The organism is Candidatus Zixiibacteriota bacterium, assembly GCA_018820315.1.
Lineage (GTDB): Bacteria > Zixibacteria > MSB-5A5 > JAABVY01 > JAHJOQ01 > JAHJOQ01.
On record JAHJOQ010000154.1, the window covers coordinates 20,770 to 40,606 of the forward strand.

The following is a 19,837-nucleotide window of genomic DNA, read 5'->3' on the forward strand; positions in this document are numbered from 1 at the left end:
TCAGCCGGCATTGAATATCCAGCATGGAAAGGTCTGATTCTTGCCGCTGATGCGAAATACGTTTGGCTCAAATTCGACAAGCTCAGCAAGCAGATGACTGAAACGTATGAACTGTATCTGGTCAATTCCGACACGCACCAGCCGATTGACATCGACTTTTCGGGTCCGAGACTGAATCTGTCGATCAAGCATTACTTTACTCTTTGAGCCAAAACGGTTTGACACAGCAGGCCTGTTTTATTATAGTTCGGGTTGCAATAACGTGCAACCTGGCTTGAGAGCCGGTGTAAAAAGGCAAGAATAGACACCAATAATACCAACATGGGAATCAGACCATGACCGAATTAAGGCCGAGTATAATTCTCGCAGTTCTTTTGACTGGCGCAATCCTGGTGGGATCGTCGGGAGACCTCTCAGCTCAGACCGCCATGGCAGGAGAGCAGATCGCTTTCATCCGCAACGGTGATATCTGGTTGATGAACCCGGACGGGGCTGATCAGCGTCCGCTGGTGGGTGGCATCCAGAACGCCAAGGGCAAACTCAGTTGGGAGCCCGGCAACAAACGCATTGTGTTTTCCCGCTCAGGCAGTCTTCAATTGAAGTATCCAGATGGCGGCGGCGGCAACCATCGAGTCTATGACCTTTTCTTTGCCTTCATCGACTCAACAAACAACTTCTGGATGGGAATTACTGAGACTCTCGGGGCTCAGAGTCCGGAATGGTCAAAAGACGGCTCCAAAGTGACATTCACGTATGACGTCAATGGCGCTATGGCCAATTCAACCTGGCCTGAGTATCGTGTTGGTTTCTACGATGTCAAAACCAGAGTTATCTCAGATATTTCGCTTCCTCGCTCAAGTGACGCACTGTTTGCAATGACTCCGACGCTCTCTCCTGACGGTTCCAGAGTCGCGTTCAATCTCGCTCGCTTTGACGGGAAGCAGGTAATACCGATTGGAATTGTGGTCACGAGTGCTACGAAAGTCACACAGACGGCAGAAGAGCTAATGGCGGCGGCAAAGAAACTGTCCGGCTCGACATCGCCATCGTGGTCGCCTGACGGCAACTGGATTGCCTATGTCTCTTCTGATCTCAGTAACGCAGGTTTATATTTTATCCATGCTGACGGCACCGGCAAGAAGCTGATATATGAGCCTCCCGCAGGGATCACGCTGGCTGGTTCGCCTCCAACATGGTCGCCCGATTCCAAGAGACTGGCGTTCGGAACGCTGAATGGTGCGATTTTCACTATTAACAGCGACGGCAGCAACGCCAAGATGATCTCAGGACCGGGATCAGACACATTCCCAGCCTGGAGCAGATAGACAGAGCAGAAAGATTTCTATGAGAAAGCGCCGCTGAATTCAGCGGCGCTTCTGTTTTTCGATGATCAGGTCTGCCTTGCGGATACCTACCAGCTTCGCAGAAAATCAATCAACAAACGTGCTCCGAGTCCCGATGAGCCTTTCTTGACATAGCTGCCACCTTTGACATCGACGTCGACACCGGCGATGTCAATGTGCACCCATTTGTTGTTGCCGACGAAGTTCGCAAGAAACGCTGCCGATGTGCAGAGTGAACCCGCACGCCCTGCGGAGTTCTTGATATCGGCCAGATCCGATTTGATATATTCCTGGTAGCCTTCCCAGAGCGGCATCCTCCACACTTTCTCGCAACTCGTGTCAGCGGCATTCTCGACCTTTTTCGCCAGCCGGTCATCGTTCGAGAAGTAGGCCGCGCCGGTGTATCCGAGAGCGATCTTTGCCGCACCAGTGAGCGTTGCGATATCGATTAGAGCGTCCGGCTTGAACGTATCGGCATATCCGAGTCCATCTGCGAGAATCAGCCGCCCCTCAGCGTCGGTATTCGTAATCTCGATAGTCTTGCCGTTGTAGGAGGTGAGGATATCTCCCGGCTTGTAGCCTTTGCCGGAAACAAGATTCTCAGTGGTCGGAATGAGTCCGATCACATGCACCGGCAGTTTGAGCCTTGCAGCGGCAGCAATCGACGTCAACACGCACGCTGAGCCGGCCATGTCGCCCTTCATGTCGAGCATGTTCACTGCATCTTTGAGCGAGTAACCGCCCGAATCAAAAGTGATACCTTTTCCAACGAGACAGACTTTGCGTTTGTGCGCCTTCGGTCCGACATATTCGAGCACGATGAATTTAGGCGGTTGATCAGAACCGGCGTTCACAGCCAGAAGGCAGCCCATCTTGAGCTTCTTGATATCAGGAGTAGAGAGCACTTTGCACTTGAAGCCATACTCTGCGGCGAATTGCTCAGCGTATTTTGCCAGCTTGGTTGGTGTGAGAAACATTGCAGGCTGGGAGACCAGTTCACGCGTGGTATTCTGCGCCCAGGCGGTGATTTCGCCGATCGCTCCCCCCTTGTCGACCGCCGCAACCATGCCTTTGGCTGACGGACTGAGACAGATTTCGGTCGGTAGCTTATCCGGCTTCGGATCAGATTTGTATTCAGTTATCGTGTGTGATCCAAGTAGTATGCCTTCTGTCACCGTCTGACCAATCTGTACCGCAGAAATCACCGACGACTTAGCTTCCGGAAGAAACACCGTGCACGTTTCGGCCTTGAAATCCTTGAGAGATTTGCCGATGGTTCCGCCGTACTCTCTGACTGCTTCCGGTTTGAGATCACTTTTCTTCCCGAGTCCTACCAAAAGAATCTTCTTGACAGGGATACCATCCTTGGGAAACACCTGTGCTGTCTCATTAGCCTTTCCCGAAAACTGCTCCAGAGAAAAGAGATTGGAGAAGTATCCATCAAACCACACATCCGCATCCTTGAGGTGAGTGTTGGCTGAAAACTTCCCTTCAAAGGCATAGAATACAGCGAGTTCACTCCCGGGTGCTTCAACTGTCAGGTGTCGCGACACAAACTTCATAGTGTCTCCTCCATTCTGATATATGAAAGAAAGATTTTCCAACCTCTAACGTGCGTTTCGTGGCACACCGAAATCGTACCGCATGCAGACTGATGCAACGCACGTTGAAGCTTTAAAAAACTGAGAGACGGCTACAATGTCAAGCTATTATCTGGAAGGCTCTGTGGGGGAAGCAATTTCACGATCTGGCTGGGTCTCATCGAAGATCTCCATACCCTGCACGGCCATCTTGTCCATTCTTCGCTGGATGCTCTCATCTATGTTGATTGCATCGGAATCGTTGTAGAATTTGAGATCATCCAGTGAACTGAGTGATTTCAGTTCGGCAAGCACAGCCATGATCTTCAGAAGAGCTTCGTCAATGATCTGAAGTGCGCTATCGAGCTTACGGTCGGGATCCTCAAGTTGATCCGATTTGAGCATGAGCTGCAGCAATTGGGTTCGTCCCGATATTATGGTGGCTGCATTGTTTATATAGTGCGACAGCGTTGCAATTGCAATGTCCTTGCACCGCATCGCACCGATGCGGTGCTCTTCCTGGATGATACGGCGAGACAGCTCACGGCGCTCTCTGAAAAGATCTTCCACAGTGGCATAGGCCTCGAACAATCTGCGATTGGCTTTCTGTAGCACCTTTAAAGGATCACCGATATCGACACCGAGAAATTCCGCAGCCATCATGATATCGTTCAGCAGCTTGAAGCTGACCTCGCCTGCGGTGCTGGGTTTCAGTCCGAGTGCATCTGTCAACACGCTGAGGGCTTCAAGACTCGACTCGATATTCTGTTCAGAATCGGAGTAAATTCTCCCGGCAAGAAAGTCAGCAAACAGTACGACGAGATCGAGCTTATCCAACTGCATAACGCTGTCGACGCTCACATTGCAGTGGTGATTCTCGATCGCGCTTCTGAAGCACTGCGGAAGATGCCACTTGGCTGCTATCAGACCGCCAAGCTCGGCATGGTCGATGCCATAGGCCTCTCTCTCTCGTACCGGAAGATCCTGGTCGAACTGATGCTTCAGCAGCAGCTTCATGTGATGATCGGGATATACCTTGAGAAGGAACAGATGTCCCAGATCGTGAAGAAGCCCTGCAGTAAACGCTTCTTCAGGGCGACTAAACCCCGCCTCTTCCGCAATGAATTTGGCGGCGATCGCGGTACCGAGACAGTGGCTGTAAAGATCGCGAATGTCAAAGCTCTTGTCTTCATCAATCAGTGCTTCGGACTGGAAAATCGATGTGGATAACGCCAGACACTTCACCATCGATACTCCCAATATCAGAATTGCCTGCTTGACAGTTGTAATTTCTTTGCCCCGACTGTAGAAGCTCGAGTTGGCCATCCGGAGCAGCTTCGCGGTCATATTGGGATCATGCATGACTACTGTTGCGAGCTTGCTGGCCGTCGTCTGCTCATTGTCGACCATGTGAAGAATCTCGACCAACACTTGAGGAAGGGCGAGCATCTCATCCATCTTATCAAGATGAGCAGTTATGTCTGTCTGCTGATTGATGTCTGTCATAGTGCCTTCACACTAGTTATCGGCCTACATGCAATTAACTTAACAATGCAATGTCTCAATGCCAGACCACATGATTCACAAACGGGTATTCTTCGGAAAGCCACACAGCTTCCAGGAAAATGTCACATCAAAAGCAGTTGAATCAGGCAGTAGCTTTGCGGGTTTTCACTTTTTCAATTAATTCGCTGAGATTCTCGAGGCGGAATGGTTTCGGCAGAATGTGGTCTATCCCCATCTGCTTCGCCTTTTCCACTTCCTGTCCCAACCCCCAGCCAGAGATCATGATTATCGGAATATCGGAGACTCGTCCCCTGATCTTCTCCGCGACAGCCCAGCCATCGATATCGGGAAGCCCGATATCAGTTATGACGAGATCGTAGTGCTTCTTCCCGAACGCCTCCACGCCTTCGATACCGGAAGAACAGACAGTTACACTGTACCCAAGCTGCATCAACATCCCCGAGAGAAGTTCGCGTATTATCTCCTGATCGTCAATAGCAAGGATGCTGAATATGGACTCACCGGTCTCATCGACAACGGCTGCGCTGTGATTGAACCTCAGACACAACAGGCGGACACCATCCTGCAGAGTGTCGTTATGATACGATACCCCGAGGTTTCTGACATCAGCGATGATGTCGCTCTGGGACAGATCAGGATGCATTCCTATTGGCCTGAATGAGTAATTGTCAACGTTGGACTCCTCTTCCGACAGATTCTCATCAGAAATTGTAAGATAACTGAAGTCGCCCTTGTCTTTCAGTGCTATTACCATGCGCTCATCAACTCCGAACTCATCCCAGGCATACTGGATAACTTCATTTAGCAACGGTCTTACCTCATCAATGCTCCCGCGTGCTTCAGCAGTTGCCGGAAGATCCGTCTCGAACGCTATGGTCGGATTCTCTCTCAGATAATGCAAATGCGGGTCGCTGCCGTATCGTACAATGGAGACATTCTGCAGAAGCTCTGAGAGATTAAGAGTCGGTGGTTCGCCGCTCAGTGGCTCCTCTTTCCTGATTGCCCGCTGCAGATTCTTGACGATCTCGCCAGCCTGGAATGCCTCATCGGCGACCATATCTAGATTTAGCAGTACGCTGTCTTTCTCGCGCATTTCATCATCGCGCAATCCGAATCCGAGCAACTGCGCCTTCCCAATAATGCCCGTCAGTATGTTGTTCACTTGATTGAGGCTGTAAACTGCATCGCCTTCGAGAGGCAATTGATCGAGGCCCTCAATCTTACCGGAGCCGACCGATATCTGCTTTAACTTGAATGCAAGCAGGTCCTGAAGCATCCTGTCGAATAGGCTGTCACGCCTCTGCTGAAGTGTGTCCTCAGCCCCTTCAACAAACAGAACTCCCACGTTCTGACCTCTGTACACAAGCGGTACCGCACGGCAGTATGCAGGCAGTCTTCTGCCGGAGATTCTCTCCATGAACCAGGTGAGCTCGTTAGCTGCGAGGGAGAGGAACATCTCATCGAGTTCCTTGCGCTCATCGCAGAAGACCTCAGTACCGAGCCTGACGGCTCTTCCCCACGGTCCTCCCCCCGTTTCCAGCTTGAAATCGCTCACTCTGCGGCCATCGTAGCCAAATGAAGAACAGACTCTCATGTACCGTCTGTCTGTATCGACCGCAAGCAGCATGCCCGCGTCAAACTCCGGCATGGTCGCGTAGACCACCTTCTCGATCCCGCTTGCGAGCCCCGTGACTGAGGTTGACTGCAGAACCGATCTGAAAGCCTCTGTGAACTCATCCGAATCGATGGATGCTTCAGGCGCGCTTTCATCCGCGTGCGAGATTAGCATCCCGACCAGTTTAAGTACAAGCTGCAATTGGTTGATTTCGTCAGACGTAAATGACTCACGGCTTGATGAGACTGATGCAAGCAGTACAGCGGTTTCGGAGGTCCCTGTCTCTACGGGGAACACCAGGAAACGCGACTGCGCGCCATTTTTGAATGTGCTCTTCACAATCATAGGCTTGCCATTTGAAACAGCCTTGTCGAAGTGTCGAGCGAAATTTTCGGAGATATCGACATCAAATGTTGAGTCGTCGGTCGACCTGATTATCTTCCACTTACCATCGGCAGCCCTCACAGCAAGCAGGCTGCCATCGCCATGCACAATTTCCTCAGCGTGTTCGAGCAGAATGCCGATATTCTCCAATTTCGAGTTCTTTCCTCCAAGCTCACCGATAATTTCGAGCTGCCTGCGGCTCTTTTCCACTGTTGAATCGACTCGATCATTAAGCCTGCGAATTTCACGCTCCATGCGAAACGATGCAATGACCGGGCCGAGCAGGTTAGCGGCAGAGCACAGGATTTCCGACTCGCGCCTCGAGAATTGGTACGGCTGCTGACCAAAAATTGCAATCACACCGACGGGACCGTTCCTTGACATCAGCGGGGCAGTCAGCGCCGAATCCACACTTCGCCCTGCCAACAGTGCCTGCGTAGCCTTGTCAGAGTTCGTCATTTTGCCGACTGCATGCGACCTCGACATCTTCTGAGTGCGCGATATAATATCTCCCCCGATGCTTATTCGCTCGAGATTTCTTTCCAGCGCCTGATCGAGCGCTATCGAGGATGACAGATAGAGATCCCGAGCCGACGGGTTGTAGATGAATATCGCCCCTCCACAGTTATCGAGTGTATGCGAGATCTCATTTAGTGAGAAATTCAAAACTTCGACGAGAGAGTAAGGTTCGAAGATGATGTTCTTGAGATTGTCCAGAAACTGAAGCTGAGATTCCTTCTGCTTATCCGACTCCTTATCGATCGCAAGCCTTCGCACTGCCACAAATACCGACATTGCTACAATAGTAGCTCCGACAGCGACCACGATGTCGGCTATCTGCGCAACAAACTCCGGAATGCCTCTCATGAACAATTCCGCGAAACTGTCGATAGACAAAACGGCACGTGCAAGAAACGAGAGAAATATGAGAACCATGCCGAGAAGTGCAGTTTTCCAGCCAGCCAGACCGTAGCGACTGAAACGATCCGAGAACGCCAGGAGTGATACTATCACCAGCGCGGTGAGAACCGATCCCATCCAAAGAGGCAGACTTGTCATTCTCAGACCTCCCCTACATAGTCCAATACATCAGCCCACTGAAGTGACATGAATTCGGAGACATCATACAAACGAACCGATGTGTAAGCTTTTTCGAAGTGTCGGCTGTGCAAGAACCTATGCCGGCACACGGCCCAATCTTCTCATCGCCTATTATGATACGATTCGATTCAGGGGATTCAACAAAAAACTTGGTAAATCGCAATGAAATAGCACCATCCCTTCGTCACAAGCTTCTCCAAACAAGCAGAAAGCCCGAAGGCAGAACCTCCGGGCATTCCATTACACTCTTCAGCGCGCTTCTATTTTGCCGTTACACACCCTTCAAGAGAATCTGGCCCGCCAGTGAATATGTAAGCTATCAGATAGACGACATCGTCGATGTCCACAGCGCAGCTACCGTCAGCGTCACCGGAATCGATCGGAGTCGGAGCCGGTCCGCCGGTGAATATGTACGAAATCAGATAGACTGCGTCGTCCAGATCCACGGTGCCGGAACCATCGGCATCGCCCGGAATATAGGTCGATTCCCCGATAAATAGCGTGTACTCAGCCTGTTCAAAGTCGAGCCCATTTTCGGCAGCTCTCACCGTGAATGTGAACAGGCCACTCTCGGTCGGAGTGCCGGTAAACTTCCCGGTCGCGGCTCCCAGTTCCACTCCGGTCGGCAGGCTTCCGGCTATTATCGAATACGAATACGGCGTCGCCCCACCCTTGGCGATCACCGAGTCGAGATAAGGTGCGAATTGAGTGCCATCGGCCAGCGGATCGTAGAATAGATGGAATTTCAGCGTTTCCGAGCTGGCAGTCTTAAGAATCCAATCGTTGCGGTCGACCGAAATCGACTGGGGCGGATTGGCTGCTCCCGTCATATACAGGATGTAATTCTGTCCGCGCTGGTCGTTTTGCACGACAAACGGATGATATGCTGTGCCATCCCAGACATCGACATCAACCGGCATGTCGAAAACCTGCGGGTTGGTCGTCTGTTCCTGTCGCAGATGCAGGTAGACATAGTAGTTGCCCGAACCTGCCGGAGCATACGTGTACGAGTATCTGTACTTAGGATAGTACTCGCCGAAAATCCAGTCATCAAAGTAGTCATGCAGATCGATTCCTGAGACATCCTCGCAAAGATCGCGGAATTCGAGCGAGGTGATGTCACCCCACTTGTAACGAGGATCATCGTAATACGTGGCGAGAATATCAAAGAATGTGGCATCGCCGACGATATGCCTCAGCATGTGAACCGCCCAAGCGCCTTTGTCATATACGCGGCTGGAAAAGATTGACCATACGCTGGTCGTGTCCTGACAATAGATCGTCCCACCCGATGTATATCGCATGCCGTTCATGTAGTTCTTGTAAGCGGTGGCACCTGACTGCGACTCAACCCAGAGAGCTTCGACATACGATGCGAATCCCTCGTTCATCCAGATTTCATGCCAGTTCTCGCAGGTTATCATGTCGCCATACCACTGGTGACCTAGTTCGTGAACGATAATGCTTTCGTAGTACGCCGAGGAGCTCATTGAAGTATTGGTCTGATGTTCCATCGCCCCGCCCCAGGTAAATTGGGACATCGCATACTTCTCTTCGATGAACGGGTACTCCCCCATCACCGGGGCAAGTGCCCCTATCATGTCGACGGTGACCGGATAGGCGGAATTAGCAGGCGACCAGTTCTCAGGATACACCCAGTAATCTACCGGCATGCTGTCGCCTTCCATTGAGACGTACCAGTTCGAGAACGTCTGGTAGTTTGTGACACAGATGGACACAAGATATGTTGTTATAGGATATTGCTCATGCCAGTGAGTTGTCGCGGTACCATCAAAATTGTTGATGATCGAGACAAGTGTACCATTCGAAGCACAAACAAATTCAACGGGATGCCTGATTGTGATATCAACAGAATCAGCTTTATCGTCCGGGTAGTCCTTGCAGGGCCACCATGTACGGGCAAAATATGGCTCGCTCAACGTAGTCGCAATGTCGGTTGCCGGGCTTCCGTGACTTGAAAACTCGAATGCCTGGAAGCCGCCTTCCGTCGGGTGGCCACGGTAGTATGTCGTGATAGTAAATTGATCACCGTCATCGTATCCAGCATCAAGATTGGCCGTCACAAGATCTCCCGATCTGCTGTATGCAATCTGAGAGCCATTCTGAACAATCGAATCGATAATCATGCTGAAATAGAGATCAATCTCCACTGAAGTCAGGCCGTCAAAGAGACTGGTGGCCATCATAGTGACATAGCCGTCAATGATCTCCGTGGTGAAATTAATGTCGAAGTAGATATCATAGTAGTTGGCGTCATATTGCCATTGCGATACGGCCGCCTGCTTGGTGAAGTTCTCAGCCTGTGCATTGCGTGCCTTCTGCAGTCTCTCAGCCTTGCCGATTCTGCACATATCGTGGCATTCCTGAATGTATTCTCTCAGCTCTTCAGGCGACATCTTGTCAAGATCAGACGCCTTCACGATTTTGTGGTCGTGCCCGGGACTGCCATCCTCGGCAACCGCAGGAAGTGCAGACAAAAGAACAACGAAAACAAATGATGCTAGCAGAATGATGATGCGCACCTGGTCCTCCTATTGTGTCAAAAGCAGCTTCTGCTCCATATATGTATCTCAATCATATTATCGATTAAATAGCCTTATAAAGACAGGCACATCTGTAACTCTTTTCAAATTACAAGGCGCGGTGAGTAACCTTCAGTTCGTTGTGCGAAGCTAACCTATTGAGCCTCAGCCGGATTGAATATACTAAATCGTACCTTATGTGTCAATGTTTATATGCGTCTGCGCGCCACAATGCATCCGCATGTCTGTAGTTTTACACCATTCGATAGTATCAACCACGCTCAGAACGTCAATGTTCCATCAATAGAAAGCCCGGGAAGAGACTCCTCCCGGGCCTGTATCATCAATGATTAGCCACCTATTTCATGTCATCCTGAAAGGTATGAACCGCAGGAGCCAGAGGCGGCCCCACATCGTAATCACACGGGGCAGGACCGTGCAAGAAAATCCACGCGATCAGATAAACCGCGTCATCAATATCAACAGTGTGCGAGCAATTTAAATCACCCACCCAGATTTCCGGGCAAGGTGCGGGGCCACCCAGGAAGACATATGCGAGATCATATACCACATCTTCAATGTCAACCTGACCGTCGCAGTTGGCATCCCCAAATGTCCAGATGTATAGATCTACATCGACCTCGATTGGGCCGTTGGTCGCATCATTCGAGTTGATCTCGAATGAGCCTGACGTCTTGCCAAGCGGCAGTCCAAAGCCATTGACACCGACCCAAACGTCGTCATTTATTCCGCCGGAGTCAGGAGAGACATCCAGCCATGTAGTGTTTTCCGTCGCGTACCAGTCCATACACCCGCTGGCCAAATTCACAATGTCAACGGGCTGCTCGTTTGTGCCAACCTGCTTATTCTTGAAAATGAACCGATAATACGTCTTCGGAACACCCAGTACAGGAGTCAGCGTCTGTTCGGAAATGGTGAGGACAACTTCTATCGATTCCGGCGGATTGATGGACAGCTCGGGAACGATAGCAACCGTGTCAATATAGGTGCCAATCGGCATTCCAATGATGCTCGCGCTGGCATAGATGGTCTTGTCATTGACACCTGTCGATGGAGATATCGAGAGCCACGGTGCATCCCAGTAAGCCGTCCAGTTCAGGAATTCTCCTCCGATATTTTCGACTGTGATCGGTACGGGAGTCAGACGGGGCCAATTGTAGCATTCCCAAGCGTTGATGACGACCGGATTGGGTGACACGCTGAGTTCTGGAACATTACCCTCCATCTTCCAGATAGTGACCGGAATCTCCTGCGGAGAATTCAGGGCCGATGGTGCAGTAACGAGTATGGTGTCGTAGCGCAATCCATAATTGAGGGGATCGGTGCTGAATGAAACAATCGGGGCAACGGTCTCCCCTGCCAGGACCGAGTCGATATTGGGCGTGAAGGACATCCACCCCTTCTTCGATGTGATCGTGTAACGCAGCCAGTCTCCACCCTCATTGGTGATGAATATCGGCCTGTCGTACGGATCGATGCCGGCGGTCGCGGCGCAGTAGAAACTGTCGGGCTCCAATGCTATGATCGGGAAACCAGACACAATCGTCAGTTCGACCGGTGCTCGCTGAGGCGAATTGCTGGCCGCAGGATCGGTGACTACGATTGTATCGAAGTAAGTCCCGAATGTCATGCCGGTGATGTCGACCATAAGATCGACTGAAGCGCCAGCCGTGCCGCTGTATGCGGAGAGAGTCAGCCACGCCTCTGAGTTTGCCGCAGTCCAACTAAGCGCACCCGACCCATTGTCATTGATCTGCATCGACTGTATTGCCGGATTCGCGGAATCCTGCTGCGCAAGAAAAGTGAAGTTATCCGGAACCAACTCAATAATCGGAGGGGGAACGATCACATCAAGCGTGACGACCACTTGCTGTGGTGAATTGGTCGCGTTCGGATCGGTCAATGTGATAGTGTCCTCGTAAGCACCTGCCGGAAGAGCCGATATGTCGGGGCTCACTGTTACTGTCGACGGCGCAGTTCCGGTCGGAGGACTCACATTCAACCACGATGAGTTCCATGCCGCCGTCCAGTTGAGCGTCTGCCCACCACCGTTTATAATACTAAACGTCTGCGGAGTCGGATCGGGACCACCTTCAAATGCTTCGAAATCGAGAGCGCCGGTAGAAACAACGAACTCGGGAGGGGGTTGCGGATCACCAATAATAATCTTGCCCTCAATGTACTGAGGTCCAAAACTCGCCGCGCCACCACCTATGTTGAACTTCCAGGTTCCCGCCGGGGGTACGAATCCCGAGTCGATCAGGATTATCTGATCGACAGCACCACCATCAGCCGTAAACCAGAGGGTCGCAAGAAGACTGTCCCCCGGTTGGATCGGCGCCTCAAATATCTTGATGACACCAATCAGGACGCTGAAGTTCACGTTGTCGATGCCAATAGGTCTTGTCGAAATGTGAATGGCATTTGATCCTATCCACGATACAGAATCGAGAAATACATCAGGATCATTCCACCAGAACCCCAGAGATATAGCCTCTACAGTCTCGTCGTTGAACATGCGAATGGGTACAGGGAAGTGATCTCCTGCGTCAACGTTTGCGACGCCGACCTGAATTGTGTCCAGCGCGCCCGGATCCTGGGCATGCGATGGAACGGTCAAGATAAATGCTGCGGCTAAGGCCACCAGCAGGGCAATATGCTTCCTATGCATTTCCCCTCCAAACGTTAAATGTTATCAGAATGAACCGAAGCGTTTCTTTGATAATGAATTTCCCACCCTAATCAAGGCGTCCCACAGATAAGATAAGTCCATGCGATTGGTAACCTTACTTGAAGCTAATGCTTGAAGGACGATTTGTCAAGTCTGTATTTGAAATGGGGTGGGAGGAGTCGGAACCTGATTAGAAAGGCAGTTGAGCGGATCGAAAACATCGCGGAGCGCCGTCATACCGTTGGATGAGGTAATTCAGCCGATGTCATTCCCATGAAGGGGACATATCGACAGTAGCGCGCATGATGTGGCATACGGGATATCTCCCGTCCACGCCGCAAGATGGTTGAGCTACTTCTTCCTGTTGGAAGCGGATCGCTTCCTCTTCTGCGACGCAGGGCCGCGACCATACTGGCTCTGCTTCCGGATATTCCTCGTCGCCTTGACGATTTCGTTCTGCACCATCTGCTGCAACGAGAGCACGTCCGGATCAAAATTCAGCAGTGTATACTCGAACACATCCTCGACAGTTTCGACGAAGATAAACACCATGTCATCCTGAAGTTGACTTGGCAGAGATTTGATATCTTTTCTGTTGCCCTCCGGAATCGCGACATTATGGATTCCCGCCCGGTGAGCCGCCGAGACTTTCTCCCGAAGGCCCGAGATGGTCAGCACCTTCCCTCTGAGCGAAACCTCGCCGGTGACAGCGATATCGTTTCTGATCGGACAGTCCGACATCACTGATGCTATCACGACACAGACCGCAAGACCAGCCGACGGACCATCTTTCGGAATGCCGCCTGATGGGAAATGTATATGGACATCATAGTTGCCGAAATCAGCGTAGTCGATGCTGAGGAGTTCCGCTTTCGATCGTATGTACGAGTGCGCGGCCTGAATCGACTCTCGCATTACCTCGCCGAGAGAACCTGTCGTAAAGACGTTACCCGCTCCCGGCATGCGGAGCCCTTCAACCATCATCAATTCACCGCCCGATCCGGTCCAGGCGAGACCGGTCGCCAGTCCGACTTCCGGCTGAGTCTCCGCGACCTCTGGTATGTAGAGTGGCGTGCCGAGATACCGTTCGAGATTCCTCTCACTGATTTTCCACGACACTTTGCCGGATGACGCTTTCTGTCTCACACATTTGCGGCAGATCACTTCGATCTCTCGCTTGAGACCCTGAAGCCCCGATTCGAGCGTGTAATATCTAACGATTCTCTTCACCGCATTCGGTGAGAACTTGAGGTCTGATGGCGCAAGTCTGTGCCGTTTCATGAGCCTTGGAATTATGAAGTTCGTCGCGATTCTGACTTTCTCATCCTCGATGAAACCGATCGATTCGATAACCTCCATCCGTTCAGCAAGCGTATCGGGAATCGAATCGAGAGATTCGATGGTGGCAATGAAGATCGCATTCGATAGATCGAACGGTAGCCCGAGATAGTAATCGATGAAATTCCGGTTCTGCCTGGGATCGATGATATCAATGAAAAGGAACGGCAGACTGTAGCCGAGCTGATGCTCGGAAAGCTTGTCGAGATCATCGAGCAAAATCACTGGATTGCAGCTCTTCAGATTGGAGAAAGCGCGAATGATTCTGCCGGGAACGGCTCCGAGGAACGTGCGGTTCCTTCCTCGAATCTCCTCGACCGATGTCAGGCCAGCCGCATTGATATTTACAAATTCCCTGTTAAGCGCCTTGGCGATCAATTCCGCCACCGACGTCTTCCCGGTGCCAGGAGGCCCCGCGAGGCAAAGTACTGGCGAGCGAATATCTGCTGTCAGCTTTCTGATTGCGAGATATTCCAGGATCTCCGTCTTCACAGACTCGTGGCCGTAGTACCCTTCTGTTATGATCTCTTCGATTTTAGAAAGGCTATTTTCTTCCGGCTGAAGCTTGTTCCAGGGGAGTCCTAACAGCAAGTCGAGGTAGCCCTTTGCCGAACCATATTCGGCGGAAGCCGGCGAGAGATTACGCAATCTTTCTGTTTCGAGAAACGCACGATCGCGCACGTGGTCGGGAAGGTTTGGGCTGACTTCAATCTTTTCGAGGTACTCCTTGACAAGCTTCTCATCGGGGTCAGTCTCGCCGAGTTGTCGTCTGATTTCAGCAAGCTGCCGTCTCAGGTATGTCTCTCGCTGGTTCTTCTCGATTGACAATTCCACCTTGGACTTCAACTCCCTTTCCAGAGTCGCCTTTCCCAGCTCTTCGGTCACAATGCCGAGAAGAACGCCGGCGCGCTCGGTCACACTGAGTGCATCAAGGACTCGCTGCTTCTGTTCGAGCGTGATGTGCAGCTGATTGGCGATAGTATCGCAGTAGAAACGCGGTTCGTCGCGCGACAGATCGAATAGATTGCATTGCTCCGGTGAATAGCGATCGTCGCTTCCAATTAATCTCCCGACAAGTTCAGCAATCCGCTTCGTAAATGAAAACTGCTCGTTGGGATTGCCGAAGTCCTCGTTCGCCTCTTCAACGTATGCGGTATGGTACGGTTCTTCCGTAACGAATCTCTGAATCCTGACCCGCCTCTCCGCTGCGAAAGTCACTACAAGGCTCTCTTTGAGCGACTCCTGAATCTTGACAATGTGCGCGAGCACACCGATTTCGTGCAAATCGTCACACTTGATTTCACTCGCAAGAACATCTCGCGCAAGCGACAGAACGACGCATTTACCGGTTTCTTTTCTCTCGTGAATGAGACTAATGCTCTGCCTTCTGCAAATGTGCAAAGTCGCAACAGATCCGGGAAAAACGACAGTGGTGAGCAGGGGCAGCACAGGATACGCTGCAGATTCAATCTCGTTCCGGTTATCCATACCCATTGTACCTCTTAAGCAAACGTTGCAAATTGCCGGATTCCTTAGTCTTAGTATCGGCTAAATCCAATTCGGCAATACTGCGGATATGACTGCAGGTACGAGATTGAGCCCGGTTTGCTATGTTATCTGACCAAGCAACGATCCGTATCCTGTTTCATTCTGATACGGTCATTTCGATTTGAAGCTAAGACATAGACATAAGGCGCTTCGAAATCTCGGCGACTTCGTAGTCATCTGATCCGCTCAGCGTTGAGAAGTCGAAGCCGATTTCATTCGGAGGTAGGTTCAGCCTGTATCCTCCGCGCCGGTCATTTTCGATGACTTCGTTTCCATTGTCGCGTTGCACTGAAAGCTCTCTCTTCAGATTGTAGAGATAACGAGCCTGATTGAATCCCGGCTCAAGATCTTCCTTGTCTACCCAGCCCTCGGCATCCAGTTTTCTCTGCGCAGCTAACTTAAAGAGATACTTAAAGCTCTTGGCCGTAAGTAACAGTGGTGCACTACAATACATCACACGAAACCTGTCCCGCACCATCGACCCAGAGAGATGCAACTTAACTCTCCCCGGACCACCACCATACTCGCGCCCTGAGACTTCGGTTCTGTTCGAAGAGCGCTTCTCGATCGAATTTCTCATGACTTCCTCCAACCTCGAGTGTCCAATTAAACTTGCAAGAAAGTCCCTGTCACTTGAGAGGAATGATCCGACAGTCGAAATCCCTTCCCCCGCCAATAACAGAAGGTCCCTTCTTGATAGATGATTTATCACTATTGCGTGCAGCTTGCGCACAGACACCGGCAAGCCGTGCTTCACCTCAAATGCAAGCTTCTTTAGCCGCAGCCTTCGCTTGCGATCGATGCCAAGTGCCCCCATCAGATGAAATGCTCCCTCTGCAAGCCAGGCGATAGTCTCCCCTGCATTACAGATCGTCCCCGCACAGAGACGGTAGCGCTGCTCGATTTCCATGAGATCTCGGCCCGCCATCCAGTCACAGAGGGCGAGTACCAGCCTAAGTCGCGAAATCGTTTCTCTGCCAATTCTTCCGGGATTCTCAATAATACTCACAAGTCGTTTCGTAAGTGACTGGCTTCCTGTGATCCGCGACTTAAATTCATCGAGAAGATGCTGTTCAACATCTTCCCTGAGATTATTCGAGAGGAGTACGCGCTTCCCTTCAAAACTGTCTGCCAATTCGAAGAGCCAGACTATTTCAGAGAAATCCTCATTCGATTCGAACAGCTTGCGGAGATTGACTCCCGTTGCCACAGATATCCCCTGATGAGCGAGCCTCTGCCCATAGGTAGTAGGCACAAGAACACCTTCGCATTCGTGGATCAGTTCTTCGGTGCAGAGTTCCGCGATGATACTATCGATCTGCTGCGGCATCTCCTCCGGCATTACGCTGAACGCCCCCTGCAGCAGACTTACAACAGATGCACGATCTCTGGCGCATCTCGAAACGATAGCATCGAGAAGCAAGTCGGGAAGTTGACGCGAAAACAACTGCCCGGTCAGCGATTCCGGTTTGCCACGGATATAATTCCTCCAGAGCATCTCGCATTCGATCTCACTCTCGGAAATGATGATCGAGCGACCGTAGCTGCTGGGGAATTTCAGCCTTCCGGCGCGGCCACACATATTCTCATAATCGCTCCATGAGAGAGGTTCGATCACAGGTTTGCCCGTATAGTCTCCCTGGCGATATCTGTACGTTTCGAGAAAAACCGTCTGTGCGGGAAGATTCAAACCGAGCGCAAGCGTTGTTGTGGCAAACACCACCCTGATATCACCCGCCATATAATGCCGCTCGACGATGTGCCTCTCGCGATACGAGAGATCGGCATGATGAAATGCTATGCCCTGCCTGACAGCGTTCATCAATGGCTCGCAGAGGACTGTCATATCGCCCACCGCAAGCTCTTCGGCTGCAGATTCGCAGGACCAGAACGACGACCGCTCCGCAAGCATGGCGGCCAACTGAACGCACGAACTCTTACTCTTCAAAAACACCAAAACCTGATCGCCATCGTTCGCAAGATGGGCGACGTTCTCGAGAAGAATCTCCACTGGAGTCGCATCTTCGAGCGGCGACATACTCTCAACCCCGCGCTCGCACGAATTGAAACAGCGATACGAGAACGTACCGTTATAAAGAACCCCTTGTCTCAACTCGACCGGTCTGTGAGATTCAACCATCAGCCGTGCACCGATCCACTCCGCGATGTCGGCAGCATTGCTCATAACCGCAGAGAGACCGATAATCCGGCACCCGAAAGATGTACTCAGTATTTTCAGGATTATCATTTCGAGGACAGCACCACGACTCTCATCAGCCAGCATCTGAAGCTCGTCGATAACGATCAGGTCTATCGATTTGAGAAGATCAAGATTGCGGAGCAGCATCTGGTTGAACTTCTCATAGATTATTACACTGAGATCGAACTTCCCCTTTTCGATATCCCGATCACTCTCGAAATGATCGTGCGTCGAGACAACTGTCCGGATGCCGAGCGGCTCATATTTTTCCCTGAACTCACGATAACGCTCCTCGGCCAAAGCCTTAAGTGGTACAAGGAAGACCGCCTTCTTCCGCTGCGAAAGGGCGCTTGCTGCAGCAAGCTCGCCGCAGAATGTCTTGCCTGACGATGTCGGCGCAGATATGATCAGTGATCCGCCACTAAGAAGACCATGCTCCCTGATAGCTCGTTCCTGGAGAGGAAGCAACTCATCTCCCTGCTTCTCCCCCCACGCATCGATCAGTATCTGCGGCAATCCATATTCCGCCAGTGTTGATATTTTCACGTAAACCTCCATGAAATTCATCCACACGGGCTAAATCCACAGGCAGGACACAAATGGCAGCCAGACTGGAATTGCAGAGCCCCCCCGCATTCCGGACAGCATGACTGTATAGTTGTTCTGAGAACCGTGTGCCCCGTTCTCCTGCACGACAGATCAGCATTGGATTCAGATCTGTCCTCTTGCCCGCTTTTGACTATTTCTTCAATCCACCTTCTCATTTCTCTTTCCTCCACCCGCTGCAACCAATTCGCGGGCGAAGATCAATATACTGCACATTTGTGCACCTGTCAATTATTTTCTTGAATCGACAACCAAAAAAGTTTTTGAGTAGGCGGTGTGCCTTATAACTAATTGATGTCCAATGTATTACAACTAAACAATTGACAGGCGGAAATTATTATTTATCTTAGTACTGCACAAACGTGCAGCATTAGTTGTTACAATATTGGGTGATCTGATGGACATGAAAGAAGTGAAAACTATGAGATCGTCGTATGATGAGCTCAGGGAACTTGTGAAAAAGAAATGGCCCGAATCATTGAGTGCGGCATCCGAGCGAAGTGATCGGGTATTCGCGACCGGTATGGATGCTTTCGATTCCCTCTTCCCAGGAAAAGGGATCCCACTTGGGCAGCTTGTTGAAATCACCGGTAGCCTGTCATCGGGTAAGACAAGTTTTCTCTTCAGAATTCTTGCGGCGCTCACAAAGAAACAAATCGCAGCATATCTCGATTTCAGCAATTCATTCTTCCCATCTGCGGCTGAGTCGTCTGGAATCGATCTCAGCCGGATATTGATTGTCAAATCGAATGATATTCGCGAGGGATTGCGTGCTGCGGAGTTGATCCTACGGCATGAAATCGCAAGCTGTATCGTATTCGATCTGGTCAAGAGCCGGGGAATTCTTCCGCTTGCGATGATGCACAGGCTGCGTCAGAAGACCCTGAAAGCGGGATCGATAATCATATTCCTGACAGAGAACAATTCGGAGATCATCCCGACGAGCATGATCGCGCTCAGGATTGAAATAGAGAGGATCGGCAGCACTCGGCTTGTCGCTACGGTCACAAAGAGCAGGATTTCGAAAAAAGGTTTTAGAGTGGAGTTGGTTGCATAGATGCCTAAAAGATTCGCATGCGCATATATACCGGATTTCCCGCTGGAGATAATCTTCAGGGAGAAGCCGTCGCTCTCCTCAAAGCCTGTCGCACTCACTGTAGAGTGTTCCGGACAGGAGAGAATCATAGAACTGAGTGACAGAGCTGCAAGGGCTGGAGTACGGAGATATATTCAAAAGTTGTGGATAGAATAGAATGAGCGTATCCTCTTAATAGTAAACAAGAGAACTCGGGTTTATCCGAGCAGGAGGACACGCTCATGAGGAATAGTAATGTAAGTAATTTGGAAAGTCGAGTGGAAA

The 19,837-nt window shown here is 51.0% G+C and carries 11 protein-coding genes; 3 read left to right on the top strand and 8 right to left on the bottom strand.

Annotation, left to right across the window (positions count from 1 at the left end):
- Window positions 1-192, bottom strand: coding sequence for a hypothetical protein (locus KKH67_14985; GenBank protein ID MBU1320487.1), 192 nt, complete (start codon window positions 190-192; stop codon window positions 1-3).
- 143 nt (window positions 193-335) lie between these two features.
- Between KKH67_14985 and KKH67_14990 the strand changes: the two genes are divergently transcribed.
- Window positions 336-1,325, top strand: a complete 990-nt coding sequence (locus tag KKH67_14990; GenBank protein MBU1320488.1) for a hypothetical protein — start codon at window positions 336-338, stop codon at window positions 1,323-1,325.
- 86 nt (window positions 1,326-1,411) lie between these two features.
- Here KKH67_14990 and KKH67_14995 read toward each other — a convergent pair whose 3' ends face one another.
- From KKH67_14995 to KKH67_15025, 7 genes are all read right to left on the bottom strand, one after another.
- A complete protein-coding gene (locus tag KKH67_14995; GenBank protein MBU1320489.1) occupies window positions 1,412-2,905 on the bottom strand; it encodes a leucyl aminopeptidase in 1,494 nt (497 codons plus the stop codon).
- Window positions 2,906-3,052: 147 nt separating this feature from the next.
- Window positions 3,053-4,429, bottom strand: a complete 1,377-nt coding sequence (locus KKH67_15000) for an HDOD domain-containing protein (GenBank protein MBU1320490.1) — start codon at window positions 4,427-4,429, stop codon at window positions 3,053-3,055.
- Between the two features lie 142 nt (window positions 4,430-4,571).
- Window positions 4,572-7,508, bottom strand: a complete 2,937-nt coding sequence (locus KKH67_15005) for a response regulator (GenBank protein MBU1320491.1) — start codon at window positions 7,506-7,508, stop codon at window positions 4,572-4,574.
- A 302-nt stretch (window positions 7,509-7,810) separates the two neighbouring features.
- Window positions 7,811-10,093: a putative Ig domain-containing protein gene (locus KKH67_15010; GenBank protein MBU1320492.1), complete on the bottom strand. Its 2,283-nt coding sequence runs from the start codon at window positions 10,091-10,093 to the stop codon at window positions 7,811-7,813.
- A gap of 358 nt (window positions 10,094-10,451) precedes the next feature.
- Window positions 10,452-12,785, bottom strand: a complete 2,334-nt coding sequence (locus KKH67_15015) for a hypothetical protein (GenBank protein ID MBU1320493.1) — start codon at window positions 12,783-12,785, stop codon at window positions 10,452-10,454.
- Window positions 12,786-13,136: 351 nt separating this feature from the next.
- On the bottom strand, window positions 13,137-15,611 hold the full coding sequence (lon, locus tag KKH67_15020) for an endopeptidase La (protein MBU1320494.1): 2,475 nt from the start codon (window positions 15,609-15,611) through the stop codon (window positions 13,137-13,139).
- 187 nt (window positions 15,612-15,798) lie between these two features.
- Entirely contained in the window at window positions 15,799-18,417 is a 2,619-nt protein-coding gene (locus tag KKH67_15025; GenBank protein MBU1320495.1) for a DEAD/DEAH box helicase, read from the bottom strand.
- A gap of 463 nt (window positions 18,418-18,880) precedes the next feature.
- On the opposite strand from KKH67_15025, the gene KKH67_15030 reads away from it, so the two are divergent.
- Entirely contained in the window at window positions 18,881-19,534 is a 654-nt protein-coding gene (locus KKH67_15030) for a hypothetical protein (protein MBU1320496.1), read from the top strand.
- On the top strand, window positions 19,535-19,729 hold the full coding sequence (locus KKH67_15035) for a hypothetical protein (GenBank protein MBU1320497.1): 195 nt from the start codon (window positions 19,535-19,537) through the stop codon (window positions 19,727-19,729).
- Window positions 19,730-19,837 lie beyond the last annotated feature (108 nt).